The organism is Micromonospora sp. NPDC000442 (assembly GCF_042898635.1).
In the GTDB taxonomy this organism is placed as follows: domain Bacteria; phylum Actinomycetota; class Actinomycetes; order Mycobacteriales; family Micromonosporaceae; genus Micromonospora.
Genome location: NZ_JBIAYZ010000010.1, coordinates 154,901 through 167,922 on the forward strand (window position 1 = coordinate 154,901; position 13,022 = coordinate 167,922).

The 13,022-nt window shown below is 69.0% G+C and carries 10 protein-coding genes; 9 read left to right on the top strand and 1 reads right to left on the bottom strand.

The features are described 5' to 3' along the window. Positions 1 to 40 precede the first annotated feature (40 nt). The 8 genes from ACFY2A_RS18300 to ACFY2A_RS18335 all read left to right on the top strand — a co-directional run bounded on the left by ACFY2A_RS18300 (position 41) and on the right by ACFY2A_RS18335 (position 9,667). Positions 41 to 1,306, top strand: a complete 1,266-nt coding sequence (locus tag ACFY2A_RS18300; protein WP_387173083.1) for a PspC domain-containing protein — start codon at positions 41 to 43, stop codon at positions 1,304 to 1,306. Next, positions 1,306 to 1,992, top strand: coding sequence for a response regulator transcription factor (locus tag ACFY2A_RS18305; RefSeq protein ID WP_363922971.1), 687 nt, complete (start codon positions 1,306 to 1,308; stop codon positions 1,990 to 1,992). Before ACFY2A_RS18300 ends, ACFY2A_RS18305 begins: the two co-directional genes overlap by 1 nt. 176 nt (positions 1,993 to 2,168) lie before the next feature. Beyond that, positions 2,169 to 3,365 (top strand): thioester domain-containing protein, encoded by a 1,197-nt coding sequence (locus tag ACFY2A_RS18310; RefSeq protein ID WP_387172940.1) that lies wholly within the window; start codon positions 2,169 to 2,171, stop codon positions 3,363 to 3,365. Positions 3,366 to 3,788: 423 nt separating this feature from the next. Next, positions 3,789 to 5,423, top strand: coding sequence for an ABC transporter substrate-binding protein (locus ACFY2A_RS18315; RefSeq protein WP_387172942.1), 1,635 nt, complete (start codon positions 3,789 to 3,791; stop codon positions 5,421 to 5,423). Positions 5,424 to 5,523: 100 nt separating this feature from the next. Further along, the gene (locus tag ACFY2A_RS18320; protein ID WP_387172944.1) at positions 5,524 to 6,534 is read left to right on the top strand and encodes an ABC transporter permease; all 1,011 of its coding nucleotides are present in this window, start codon (positions 5,524 to 5,526) and stop codon (positions 6,532 to 6,534) included. A gap of 72 nt (positions 6,535 to 6,606) precedes the next feature. Then, positions 6,607 to 7,542, top strand: a complete 936-nt coding sequence (locus ACFY2A_RS18325; RefSeq protein WP_387172946.1) for an ABC transporter permease — start codon at positions 6,607 to 6,609, stop codon at positions 7,540 to 7,542. An 84-nt stretch (positions 7,543 to 7,626) separates the two neighbouring features. Continuing rightward, complete coding sequence (locus ACFY2A_RS18330; protein ID WP_363922577.1) at positions 7,627 to 8,664, top strand: ABC transporter ATP-binding protein; 1,038 nt, start codon at positions 7,627 to 7,629, stop codon at positions 8,662 to 8,664. Next, positions 8,657 to 9,667, top strand: coding sequence for a dipeptide ABC transporter ATP-binding protein (locus ACFY2A_RS18335; RefSeq protein WP_363922579.1), 1,011 nt, complete (start codon positions 8,657 to 8,659; stop codon positions 9,665 to 9,667). The genes ACFY2A_RS18330 and ACFY2A_RS18335 overlap by 8 nt, the downstream gene beginning before the upstream one ends. 251 nt (positions 9,668 to 9,918) lie before the next feature. Here the strand turns inward: ACFY2A_RS18335 and ACFY2A_RS18340 are convergent, their stop codons facing one another. Continuing rightward, positions 9,919 to 10,278: a chorismate mutase gene (locus ACFY2A_RS18340; RefSeq protein WP_363922581.1), complete on the bottom strand. Its 360-nt coding sequence runs from the start codon at positions 10,276 to 10,278 to the stop codon at positions 9,919 to 9,921. Positions 10,279 to 10,599: 321 nt separating this feature from the next. On the opposite strand from ACFY2A_RS18340, the gene pcrA reads away from it, so the two are divergent. Further along, positions 10,600 to 13,002 carry a DNA helicase PcrA gene (gene pcrA / locus ACFY2A_RS18345; RefSeq protein WP_387172949.1) on the top strand — a complete coding sequence of 801 codons (2,403 nt, stop codon included), beginning with the start codon at positions 10,600 to 10,602 and terminating at the stop codon, positions 13,000 to 13,002. Positions 13,003 to 13,022 lie beyond the last annotated feature (20 nt).

Genomic DNA, 13,022 nt, shown 5'->3' on the forward strand with positions numbered 1-13,022 from the left:
CGGCGCCGGGAACCCTCGCCACTCCTCCGGCCCGACCATGCTGACCAGGGAGCCCGCGATCAGCAGCATCAGTCAACCACCCCGCCTCTACCGCGCTCCGGAGCACCGGATGGCCGCCGGGGTGGCCGCCGGCATCGCCGAGCATCTCGGCGTCCCGGTGGTTCGGGTCCGGATCGCCTTCATGGTGCTGCTGGGGCTGAGCGGGTTGGGTCTGCTGCTCTATGCGGCCTTTTGGGCGGTCGTGCCGCTGCGACCCGGTGACAACGCCGTGCCGGCGCGCCGCGATGTCGGCCAGCTGCTGCCCTTCGTGGCCATCGGGCTCGGCGTACTGCTGATCCAGGTGATGGTCTTCGACTCGGTCGGCGCGGCCGGCACGGCGGGCTGGTTGGTCGCCATCATCGCGGTCGGCGCCGGCGTGATCTGGCACCAGTCCGCGCCCGAGCGGCGACGGCAGTGGGGCGAGTCGATGCCCGTGCCCTGGCTCGGCGCGGTGATAGAGGAGAGCGACCGGCGGGCTTTCGTGCTGCGCTTCGTCGGGGGTGGGGTGCTGGTCGCGGTCGGCATCATCGGTGTGGCCGCGGTCTACTCACCGGCACAGAACCTCGACGCCGTGATCAACGGAGTGATCTTCGCGCTGGTCGGGCTGGCCGGGGTTGGAGTGGTGGCCGCGCCGGTGCTCTGGCGTACCTGGAACCAGCTCCGCTCGGAGCGCGAGGGCCGCATCCGCGAGCAGGAACGGGCCGAGCTGGCGGCCATGGTGCACGACCAGGTGCTGCACACCCTCGCGTTGATCCAGCGCAACGCCAGCGACGTCAAGACGGTGCAGCGGCTCGCCCGGGGCCAGGAGCGCTCGCTGCGCAACTGGCTCTACAAGCCCACCGCGTCACCCACCGAGCGCCTCGCTGCCGCGCTGGAACAGGCCGCGGCCGAGGTGGAGGACACCTTCGCGATGACGGTGGAGGCGGTGGTGGTGGGCGACCGGGAAACCGACGAGCGGGTCGGTGCGCTGGTGGCCGCGGCGCGCGAGGCGCTGGTGAACGCTGCTCGGCACGCCGGGGTGCAGACCGTCTCGCTCTACGCCGAGGTCGAGCCCGAGCAGGTGAGTGTCTTCGTACGGGATCGGGGTGTCGGGTTCGACCCGGATACCGTGGAGGACCATCGGCATGGTGTCCGAGGTTCGATCGTCGGGCGAATGAAACGGCACGGTGGCCGGGCGGAGATCCGCTCCCGGCCTGGAGAGGGGACCGAGGTCCGGTTGATCCTGCCGATCTCCCGGGAGTCGGCCACTGCGGAGAGGGACAGATGATGGCCGAGCAGTCGACACCACCGGTCGAACCGGAGAGCACCGCGCCCGGAAGGCTGCGGGTGTTCCTGGTCGACGACCACGCCATGTTCCGAGCAGGGGTACGCGCCGAACTCGGTGCGCACGTCGAGGTGGTGGGCGAGGCGAGCACGGTGGCCGAGGCGGTCAGCCGGATCGCGGCCACCGGGCCGGACGTGGTCCTGCTCGACGTGCACATGCCCGACGGTGGTGGCCGGGCGGTGCTGGAGGCGATGCGGCGTAGCCATCCCGAGGTCCGGTTCCTGGCGCTCAGCGTCTCCGACGCCGCCGAGGACGTGATCGGGCTGATCCGGGCGGGTGCGCGTGGTTACGTCACCAAGACCATCTCGCCGGACGAGTTGGCCGCGGCGATCCGGCGGGTGGCCGACGGCGACGCGGTGTTCAGCCCGCGCCTGGCCGGTTTCGTGCTGGACGCCTTCGCGGCCCGTCCGGACGCCCCGGTCGCCGATCCGGAGCTGGACCAGCTGACCAACCGGGAACGCGAGGTGCTGCGGCTGCTCGCCCGGGGGTACGCGTACAAGGAGATCGCCCGGGAGCTGTACATCTCGATCAAGACAGTCGAGACCCACGTCTCCAACGTGCTGCGCAAGCTCCAGATGTCCAACCGGTACGAGCTGTCCCGCTGGGCGGCGGACCGGCGCTTGGTATAACCGACCTTTCTGGCATAAGCGGCTATTCCGGCTCCTCGGCGTGACATGTGATCAAGTTGCGGTCGATAATTCCCCTCGCCTTTCCCGCGTGCGGATGCCGCTCATCCCGCGGGAACGGCGACTCCGGCCGCCCGCGCGTACGCGGGTCACTCCCTGCCCGAGAGGTGCACGAACTCATGATCGGACAACGAGGACGGCGCTGGGCGCGGATCGCGCTCGCTGCCGTCACCGGTGGCGCGCTGGCGCTCGGTGCCGCCGCCCCTGCCGCCGCCGAGGACCCGGCCACCGGCGTGGCGAAGTCGGTGCCCGGCAGCAGCGTCAAGCTGCTGCTCGACGGCAAGGTCAAGCAGACCTCGGCGCTGGCTATCAAGATCGACGGCAAGCAGCTTCCGGCCTTCTGCATCGACTACCACACCCGGGTCGCGCTCGACGGGAAGTACCAGGAGGGCACCTGGGACGAGTCCCAGGTGAAGAACCTCGCGAAGGTTCAGTGGGTGCTGACCCACGGGTACCCCAACGCCGACCCTGCCGCGTTGCTGGCCGCCGCCGGTGCCACCGTGCCTGCCGGCACGAACGAGAAGGCACGCAGCAACCTGCTCTACTTCGGCACCCAGACCGCCGTGTGGCACTTCAGCGACGGCATCGAGCTGGGCGACTGGGTCGCTGGACGTGGCCTGATCGGCAAGGCGAAGTACGACGTGATCAAGAAGGTCCACGACTACCTGGTCGCGAACGCCACCGACCAGCCCGAGCCGAAGGCTGAGCTGAGCATCGATCCGACCACGGCCACCGCGGCGGTCGGCGAGAAGGCCGGACCCTTCACCGTGAAGGGCCCGGCGGGCGAGATCACGCTGGCGGTCACCGGCGGTTCGGCCGTCGACGCCGAGGGCGCGCCGCTGACCACGACCAGCAACGAGGGCCAGTTCTGGCTCACCGCCGAGGGTGCGGGCGAGGTCAACGTGACCGCGTCCGCCGCCGACTCGGTCTCCTTCGGCCGGGTGTTCCTCTACACCGGGCCCAAGGCGGCGCAGAAGCTGATCCTGGGCGGCAGCACTGGTGCCACGGTGACCGCCGACGCGTCCGCGACCTTCACCGAGGCGCCGTCGCCGACGCCGAGCAGCCCTCAGCCCGAGCCGACGACGCCGGAGCCGACCCCGTCCACCCCGACGGAGTCGCCGGAGCCCTCGCCGAGCACCCCCGAGGAGTCGCCGGCGAGCCCCGCCCCGTCCACCTCGCCGGCCTCGAACGACGGTGGTCTGCCGCTGACCGGTGCGCCGATCGTCACCGCGATCGCCGCCGGGCTGGTGCTCCTGGTCGCGGGCGCGGTCACCGTCCTGGTGCTGCGTCGTCGCAGGATCCACTTCACGGCCTGATCACCACGCCGCGACACCCCGTCCGGCCCCGGATCCCGCAGCACGCGGGATCCGGGGCCGGACCGTCTTCGGGGGCAGGAGTCCTTCGCCCGACCAGAACGGTCGACCGCTGGTCTGGAATCAGACTCATACTTTCGGATAGGATTGCGGAAGGAGTGGCGGGATTCACGTCGATACTCCGGTGGGTTCGCGGAGTCGTCGCCCCCGCGTCATCCGACGGCCGGCCGAGCGTGGAAATGTGGTTGACGAGCAGCTCATACCATGCCTCCGGGGCGTCGGAGCGGCGCCTGCGGGTCGATGTCGGCACCGTCCCGGGCGCGTATCGGGTTGATAACACGCCTTCCCGCCTGGGCGCATTGAGTGTCACAGTTGCAGGCACCTCACAACCCCCTCGTGAGCCGAGCGCCCTGAGGAGGCACTCCCATGCGCGGGAAATTCCTGAAGGTGGCGGTCGCGGCGACCGCCACCGCCATGTTGGCTACCGCTTGTAGTAGCGGTGGCGACGACAACGAGCCAGCCGGCGAGTCCGGCGGCACCCTGCGGGTGTACAACGCCGAGCCGGCGTTCCTGACCCCGTCCGGTGGCGACGACGAGCCGTCGCTGTACGTGATCCGTCAGCTGTATCGCGGTCTGGTCAAGTACAACGCCGAGACCTCGGCCGTCGAGATGGACCTGGCCGAGTCGGTCGAGTCGGACGACCAGAAGCTCTGGACGATCAAGCTCAAGAGCGGCTACACCTTCGACAACGGTGAGCCGGTCAACGCCGACGCGTTCCTCCGGTCGTGGAACTACGCCGCTTACGGGCCGAACGCCCAGAACAACGGCTACTTCATGAAGCGGATCGCCGGTAAGGCGGACGTGGCACCGGCGGACCCGGACGGCGAGGGCCCGAAGAAGGCTCCGGCGCCGACCTCCGAGACCATGTCGGGTCTCAAGAAGGTCGACGACCTGACCTTCACCGTCGAGCTTGACGCGCCGTTCTCCGGTTTCCCGACCACGATCGGCTACCCGGGCTTCTTCCCGATGGCCCAGGCCTGCGTCGACGACATCGCGAAGTGCAACGAGACGCCGATCGGTAACGGCCCCTACAAGATCGATGGCAGCTGGCAGCACAACGTCGCCATCAACCTGGTCCGCAGCGACAGCTGGAAGGGCGAGCCGGGCAAGCCGGACCGCATCGAGTACCGGATCTTCGCCGACATCGACGCCGGCTACGCCGCGTTCCAGGCGGGCGAGCTGGACGTGCTCTACACCCTGCCCCCGGCCCGCTACAAGGAGGCACAGGCGCAGTACGGCGACCGGATGTACGAACAGCCGGGTGACAGCTTCACCTACGTCGGTATGCCGCTGTACCAGGACGCCTTCAAGGACAAGCGGATCCGCCAGGCGCTGTCGCTGTCGATCGACCGGCAGTCGATCATCGACGCCGTCTTCGACGGCCGGTTCACCCCGGCCAGCGGCTACGTGGCCCCGACCTTCGAGGGTGCTCGCGAGGGCGTCTGCAAGTACTGCACCAAGGACGTCGAGAAGGCCAAGCAGCTGCTCGCCGAGGCCGGCGGCTGGCCGGCCGGTGAGAAGCTGATCCTGTGGGCCAACGCCGGTGCCGGCCACGACCTGTGGCTGCAGGCGGTCGGTGACCAGATCAAGGAGGCCCTGGGCATCGACTACGAGCTCAAGGTCAACCTGCAGTTCGCCGAGTACCTCGAGACCGCTGACCAGAAGAAGTTCACCGGTGGGTTCCGCCTCGGCTGGGGTCCGGACTACCCGTTCATGGAGACCTTCCTCTACCCGCTGTACGGCACCGGTGCCGGCAGCAACAACTCGGGCTACTCGAACGAGGCCTTCGACGCTCTGATGAAGGAGGGTGACTCGGCCGACTCGATCCAGGCCGCCATCCCGTCCTACCAGAAGGCGGAGGACATCCTCGGCGAGGACCTGCCGGTCATCCCGATGTGGTTCAACAAGGTTGGCGCGGTCTACAGCGAGAACGTCGACCAGTTCGTCTGGAACGCCGTCTCGGATGCCGACTACGGTGCGATTTCGCTGAAGCAGAACTGAGCTTCAGACTCCTGATCCTGCCGTAATACGACGTGGCGGCAACGGTGACCCCAACAGGGTGATCGTTGCCGCCACGTCAGCGCCGAGAGGAGACCCCGTCATGGGGCGCTACGTCATTCGACGGTTGCTCCAGTTCATCCCCACCGTGCTGGGCACCATGTTCCTACTGCACTACATGACCTCGCTGGCGATCCAGTTCAGCGGGAACCCGGTCCGGGCGCTGTTCGGGGACCGGACGCCGGATCCCGCTCTGCTTGCGGCGATCACCGAGCGGCTCGGCTACGCCGACCCGTGTCTCGACCAGCGGGGCAACCCCTGCTTCGGGCTCTTCCTGGACCGCTTGCAGAACATTTTCTTCCACTTCGACTTCGGCATCAACCTGCGCCAGCGGGAGGTCACCGACCTGGTCGCCGATGCCATCCCGTTCACCCTGAAGCTGCTGGTGATCGCGATCGTGTTCGAGGCGGTCGTCGGCATCGCGGCGGGTGTGCTGGCCGGTCTGCGAGGCGGCAGCTTCACCGACTACATGGTGAAGATCAGCACGGTCTTCGTCATCTCGGTGCCGATCTTCGTGCTGGGCCTGGTCGTCCGGGAGTTCGTCGGGGTCAAGTTCGGCAACGTGCTGCGGGGCCAGGACTGGATTCCCGACCTGATTTCCGTCGGCGTCTTCACGCCTGGATTCAAGCCCGACTATCCGCTGGCCAGTCTCGTAATTCCGGGGATGGTGCTCGGCGCGGTCTCGTTGGCCACCACCGCCCGGCTCACCCGGACCAGCATCATGGAGAACATCCGGGCGGACTACGTCCGTACCGCCAAGGCCAAGGGTCTGACCAACAAGCGCGTCATCGGCGTGCACACGCTCCGCAACTCGCTGATCCCCGTGATCACCTTCCTCGGCGTCGACATCGGCGCCGCGATGGCCGGCGCGGTCGTCACCGAGACCATCTTCAACGTGCCGGGCATCGGGCGACTGGTGACGATGTCGGCGCGTACCGGTGAGTCCTCGGTGGTGGTCGGCGTGGTGACCATGCTGGTGCTTGTCGTCCTGGTCGCCAACCTGCTTGTCGACCTCCTGTACGCCGTGCTCGACCCGAGGATCCGCTATGAGTGACCGAACCACGGTGGCGGACGCTGGTCTTCCCACCGTTCCTGGTGGCCGGGTGGAGCGAAACGAGGTGTGGACATGAGTGACCTGACGAGCGCGGGCGCCGCCGTCGGCGGTGCGCCGGTGGCCGGTGACAGCCCCACGACTGACGCGCCGGGCGGCAAGGAGCGCAGCGCGAGCCTGTGGGCGGACGCCCGGCGGCAGCTGCTGCGCGACCCGGTCTTTGTGGTCGCCCTTCTCTACATCCTCGCGGTCGGTTCGATGGCGGCCTTCCCGAAGCTCTGGACCAGCCAGGACCCGCGGGCGTGCAGCACCGACCGGTCCCGGGTCTCGCCGAGCTGGGAGCACCCCTTCGGCTTCGACGTGCTGGGCTGTGACTACTACGCGCACGCGATCTACGGCGCCCACCCGTCGATGGTGATCGCGGTGATGGCGACAAGCGGCATCGTGCTGTTCGGTGGGGTGCTCGGCCTGCTCGCCGGCTACTACGGCGGCTGGGTCGACGCGGTCATCTCCCGGGTGATGGACATCTTCTTCTCGCTGCCGTTCCTGCTCGGCGCGATCGTGTTCCTCACCGTGATCAAGCGGCAGAACATCTGGACCATCACCGCGGTGCTGTTCCTGCTGGCCTGGCCGACCATCGCCCGGATCATCCGGGGCAGCGTCATCTCCTCGAAGGACCTGGACTACGTGCACGCCGCGAAGGCGGTCGGCGCCCGCAACTCCCGGTTGATGTTCCGGCACATTCTGCCGAACGCGATCGCCCCGATGCTTGTGTACGCCACCATCGTGCTCGGTTCGTTCGTCGCCGCCGAGGCCACGCTTACCTTCCTCGGTGTCGGGCTCCAGCAGCCCGCGCAGTCCTGGGGGATCATGATCAGCACTCACCAGGTCTACTTCCTGGACGACCCGTGGCTGCTGCTCTTCCCCTGCGGTCTGTTGGTCGGCACGGTGCTGTCCTTCATCCTGATGGGTGACGCCCTGCGTGACGCCCTCGACCCGAAGTTCCGGTGAGTCCGATGAGCGAGTCTCAGCGAGCGAATCATCAGCCAAGGGCGACGGTGCCTCACGAGGGCACGGAGCGAGCGGAGTGCCGGCATGAGCACTGATGTGAACGTCAAGATGGAGGCGCTGGCGGGTGTCGACCCGGACGCGCTGCCGCTGCAGGTCAAGGACCTGCACGTGGAGTTCCGCACCCGCAACGGCATCGCCCGCGCCGTCAACGGCGTGAGCTTCGACCTGCGGGCCGGCGAGACCCGTGCGATCCTCGGCGAGTCCGGCTGCGGCAAGAGCGTGACCGCTCAGGCGATCATGGGCATCCTGGACACCCCGCCCGGCTTCATCACCGGCGGCGAGATCCTCTACCGGGGTGTCGACCTGCTCAAGCTGCCGGAGTCCGAGCGCCGTAAGGTGCGGGCGAACCGGATCGCGATGATCTTCCAGGATGCGCTCTCCGCGTTGAACCCGGTCTTCACCGTCGGGTTCCAGCTCGCGGAGCTGTTCCGCAAGCACCGCGGCATGTCCCGCCAGGACGCCAAGGCTCGTGCCGTCGAGCTGCTGGACCTGGTGAAGATCCCGGCGGCCAAGCAGCGGGTGAACGACTACCCGCACCAGTTCTCGGGTGGTATGCGGCAGCGCGTCATGATCGCCATGGCGTTGGCGCTCGACCCCGAGGTGCTGATCGCGGACGAGCCGACCACCGCGCTGGACGTGACCGTGCAGGCGCAGATCATGGCGCTGCTCGCCGAGTTGCAGCGGGAACGGAACATGGGCCTCGTGCTGATCACCCACGACATGGGTGTGGTGGCCGACGTGGCGGACCAGATCTCGGTCATGTACGCCGGTCGGGTCATCGAGGAAGCCGGCGTGAACGACATCTACGCCAGCCCCGCCCACCCGTACACAAAGGGTCTGCTGGAGTCGATCCCGCGCCTGGACCTCAAGGGTCACGAGCTCAGCGCCATCAAGGGCCTGCCGCCGATGCTGACTAACATCCCACCGGGCTGCGCCTTCAACCCCCGGTGCCGGTACGCGCAGGAGGTCTGCCGGCAGGACCCGGCGCCACCGCTGTACCAGGTGTCGCCGAGCCGGACGGCCGCCTGCCACTTCTGGAAGGAGGTCAAGGGCGATGAGTGACGTGGTGCTGGAAACCCGCGACCTGGTCAAGCACTTCCCACTGACCCGGGGCATCGTCTTCAAGAAGCAGTACGGAGCGGTCCAGGCGGTCGACGGGGTCAACCTGCAGCTGCGGCGCGGCGAGACGCTCGGCATCGTGGGCGAGTCCGGCTGCGGCAAGTCGACGCTGGCCCGGATGCTTGTGGGGTTGGAGACGCCGACCTCCGGTGACCTGTTCGTGCAGGGCAAGAACATGTCAAAGGTCAGCGCCGAGGAGCGACGTCGGGGCCGGCGCAACATCCAGCTGGTGATGCAGGATCCGTACACCTCGCTGAACCCGCGGATGACCGTCGGTGACATCGTCGGGGAGCCGTTCGAGGTGCACCCGGACGTGCTGCCGAAGGGCAAGCGGCGGGCCAAGGTGCAGGAACTGCTCGATCTGGTGGGTCTCAACCCGGACCACATCACCCGGTACCCGCACCAGTTCTCCGGCGGCCAGCGGCAGCGCATCGGCATCGCCCGGGCGCTGGCGCTCAACCCGGAGATCATCCTGTGTGACGAGCCGGTCTCCGCGCTGGACGTCTCCATCCAGGCCCAGGTGATCAACCTGCTGGAGAAGCTCCAGCAGGAGCTCGGGCTGTCGTACATCTTCATCGCCCACGACCTGTCGGTGGTCCGGCACATCGCCGACCGGGTCGCGGTCATGTACCTCGGCAAGATCATCGAGATCGGCACCGAGGACGAGATCTACGACAAGCCGACCCACCCGTACACGCAGGCGCTGCTGTCCGCGGTGCCGGTGCCGGACCCGAAGCTGCGCGGGCATCGGGACCAGATCGTGCTGACCGGTGACGTGCCGTCGCCGGCCAACCCGCCCTCGGGCTGCCGGTTCCGTACCCGGTGCTGGAAGGCCCAGGACATCTGCGCCGAGCAGCAGCCGGCGCTGGAGGTCCGCGACAAGTCGGGCCACCCGAGCGCCTGCCACTTCGCTGAGGTGCGCGACGTGGTACACGCGACGGAGTAGCCCCACAGACGCCGCCGCTCCGTCCATCCGTACCGGAAGCAGCGGTGAAGGTAGTGCCTCCTCAGTGATTCGGGGCGTCGGCCGTCACCAGCAGCCGGCGCCCCGGTCCACATCCCCACCCACCTCGACGCGGCTCACCGGTCACTGGCCCCGGCCCTCGGGTCGATCAAGAAGTTTCCGTCTGGAACAGCGCGATTCCGGACGCAAACTTCTTGATCAACGGGGCGGTCGGAGCTTGGTCGGCGGGTGGGTCAGAGGGGGCCGCGGCCGGCGCGGAGCAGCAGCAGGGCGAGTTGGGTGCCGTCCGCGCCCAGGGCCGACCGGAACCGCTCCAGGATCTCCTGCTCGCGGGAGAGGACGAGTCGGGTGCCGCCGGAAGCCATCCGCGTCGCGCCGACCTCCTGGGAGAGCGCGGCCCGCTCCTGCCACAACTCGATCAGCGCACGGTCGATCTCGTCGATCCGTACCCGGATCTCGGCGATCCGGCTGGCGGCGTCCGGCTCGGCGGTGCCGGTGGCCGGGTTGCCCCCCTCGGGCCCGGTGGGACCGGCGCCGTTCGAGATCGTGCCGGACCCGGTCGCGCCGCCGTTCTGCTCCATCACGTCTGCCATCTTCAGGTACCCCTCGCGATGTGGTGCCCGTTGCCCGGATTCCGGGACGCGAAAAGCCCCGGGCTCCGAGAGCCCGGGGCTTTTCGTAGGTCTGATCGATCAGGCGCGACCTACGGCTGCCGGACTCCCGGAGCCGTAGTAAAAGTAGAAGCGCTTGTCGAACACGCTGCCGAGTATGCCGCCCCGGCGGTTGGCGCGCAAGGAAAGCCGTCGACGAGGGGCCCTTCCGCCACCGCAGGCGCTACTGGGGCCCTTCCTTGCATCTGGACGGTGGTGCCGTCGGCGGGTGATGTCCGGCCGGCGGCATAGACTCGCCGTGCGATGCATCCTCTCTTCGACATCCCCGCGTCCCCGCCCGAGCCCGAGCCTGCCCGGGCGCTGCCGCCCCATCGGCCCGCGCCCGGCCGTCTCGACCCGGCGCAGCTGGCGGAGGGACTCAACGGCCCGCAACGGGACGCGGTCACCCACGCGGGCTCGCCGCTGCTGATCGTGGCCGGCGCCGGGTCGGGCAAGACTCGCGTGCTGACCCACCGGATCGCGTACCTGCTCGCCGCGCGGGACGTGCACCCCGGTGAGATCATTGCGATCACCTTCACCAACAAGGCCGCCGGCGAGATGAAGGACCGGGTCACCGCCCTGGTCGGCCCACGGGCCCGGCTGATGTGGGTCTCCACGTTCCACTCCGCCTGTGTGCGGATCCTGCGTGCCGAGCACGAGCAGGCCGGCCTGAAGTCCACGTTCTCGATCTACGACGCGGACGACTCCCGCCGGCTGATGCAGCTCGTCGCCCGGGAACTCGACCTGGACCCGAAGCGGTATCCGGCGCGTGGCCTGGCCGCCCAGGTCTCTAATCTCAAGAACGAGCTGGTCGACCCGGAGACGTTCGCCGCGCGGGCCAGCGGGCCCAACGAACGCGCCCTGGCCGAGGCGTACGCCCTCTACCAGCGACGGCTCCGCGAGGCCCACGCGCTGGACTTCGATGACCTGATCATGACGACGGTGCATCTGCTCCAGTCGCATCCGCACGTCGCGGAGAGCTACCGCCGTCGTTTCCGGCATGTGCTTGTCGACGAGTACCAGGACACCAACCACGCGCAGTACGTCCTGATCAAGGAGTTGGTCTCCGGCACCGAGGGCCTCGACCCGGCGGAGCTGTGCGTGGTCGGCGACGCGGACCAGTCGATCTACGCCTTCCGGGGCGCGACGATCCGCAACATCCTGGAGTTCGAGCGCGACTTCACAAACGCCCGCACCATCTTGCTGGAGCAGAACTACCGCTCCACCCAGACCATCCTGAACGCCGCGAACGCGGTGATCGACCGCAACACGTCTCGTAAGCCGAAGCGATTGTGGAGCGATGCCGGCCAGGGTGAACCGATCGTCGCGTACGTCGCCGACACCGAGCACGCCGAGGCGGACTGGGTGGCCCGGGAAATCGACCGGTTGGTCGACGACGGGGAGACGCGCCCGGGCGACGTGGCGGTCTTCTACCGCACCAACGCGCAGTCCCGGGTCTTCGAGGAGGTGTTCATCCGCCTCGGTCTGCCGTACAAGGTCGTCGGCGGGGTGCGCTTCTACGAGCGCAAGGAGGTCCGGGACGCACTGGCCTACCTGCGTTCGGTGGTCAACGACGACGACACGGTCAGCCTGCGGCGGATCCTCAACACCCCGCGCCGGGGCATCGGCGACCGCGCCGAGGCCTGTGTGGAGGCGCTGGCCAGCCGGGACCGGATCTCCTTCGGTGCCGCATTGCGGCGGGCCGGTGACGCGCCCGGCATCTCGACCCGGGCGGCCAACGGCATCGCCGACTTCGTGGCGCTGCTCGACGCCGCCCGTGAGCTGGCCGTCGACGGCACCCCGGAGGACGTGCTGGAGGCGGTGCTGACCCGCTCGGGTTACCTGACCGAGCTGGAGGAGAGCCTCGACCCGCAGGACGCGGGCCGGGTCGACAACCTCCAGGAGCTGGTCAGCGTCGCCCGCGAGTACACCGAGCGGATCGAGGCGACCGGCGCGGAGGGGGAGCGGGCCACCCTGGCCGGTTTCCTGGAGCAGGTCGCGCTGGTCGCCGACGCCGACCAGGTGCCCACCGACGACCCCGAGCATCAGGGCGTGGTCACTCTGATGACGCTGCACACCGCCAAGGGCCTGGAGTTCCCGGTGGTGTTCCTGACCGGCCTGGAGGACGGCGTCTTCCCGCACCTGCGCTCGCTGGGCGACACCCGGGAGCTGGAGGAGGAGCGCCGGCTGGCGTACGTGGGCATCACCCGAGCCCGGCAGCGGCTCTACCTCTCCCGGGCGGTGACCCGCTCGGCGTGGGGCCAGCCGTCCTACAACCCGCCGTCCCGGTTCGTCGAGGAGCTGCCGCCCGAACTGGTCCGCTGGGAGCGGACCGAGGGCTCGTACACCTCCTGGGGCGGCGGTGGTGGCGGCGTGGGTGGTCGCGCGGACCGGACCCCCGGCGGTCGCGGCGGGTTCGCTGGCGGCACGCCTCGGGCGGTTCAGCTGGCCCGCAAGCTCGGGGTGGACGGCAGCCGGCTGGCCACCGCGAGCGAGCTGCCGCAGGGGCCCAAGGTCACCGCCGGGGACCGGGTGAACCACCAGCGGTACGGCCTCGGCCGGGTGGTGGCCGTGGAGGGGCACGGCCCGGGCGCCCGGGCGCAGATCGACTTCGGCGACCAGACGCTGTGGCTGGTGCTGCGACACGCCCCGATCGAGAAGATCTGAGACGGCAGCTAAGCCCCGAC

Excerpts from the sequence above, each read along its gene's own strand:
- ACFY2A_RS18325 (WP_387172946.1), top strand. The coding sequence starts at position 6,607 with ATGAGTGACCTGACGAGCGCGGGCGCCGCCGTCGGCGGTGCGCCGGTG.
- ACFY2A_RS18315 (WP_387172942.1), top strand. The coding sequence starts at position 3,789 with ATGCGCGGGAAATTCCTGAAGGTGGCGGTCGCGGCGACCGCCACCGCC.
- ACFY2A_RS18310 (WP_387172940.1), top strand. The coding sequence starts at position 2,169 with ATGATCGGACAACGAGGACGGCGCTGGGCGCGGATCGCGCTCGCTGCC.
- pcrA (WP_387172949.1), top strand. The coding sequence starts at position 10,600 with ATGCATCCTCTCTTCGACATCCCCGCGTCCCCGCCCGAGCCCGAGCCT.
- ACFY2A_RS18330 (WP_363922577.1), top strand. The coding sequence starts at position 7,627 with ATGAGCACTGATGTGAACGTCAAGATGGAGGCGCTGGCGGGTGTCGAC.
- ACFY2A_RS18305 (WP_363922971.1), top strand. The coding sequence starts at position 1,306 with ATGGCCGAGCAGTCGACACCACCGGTCGAACCGGAGAGCACCGCGCCC.
- ACFY2A_RS18340 (WP_363922581.1), bottom strand. The coding sequence starts at position 10,278 with ATGGCAGACGTGATGGAGCAGAACGGCGGCGCGACCGGGTCCGGCACG.
- ACFY2A_RS18320 (WP_387172944.1), top strand. The coding sequence starts at position 5,524 with ATGGGGCGCTACGTCATTCGACGGTTGCTCCAGTTCATCCCCACCGTG.
- ACFY2A_RS18335 (WP_363922579.1), top strand. The coding sequence starts at position 8,657 with ATGAGTGACGTGGTGCTGGAAACCCGCGACCTGGTCAAGCACTTCCCA.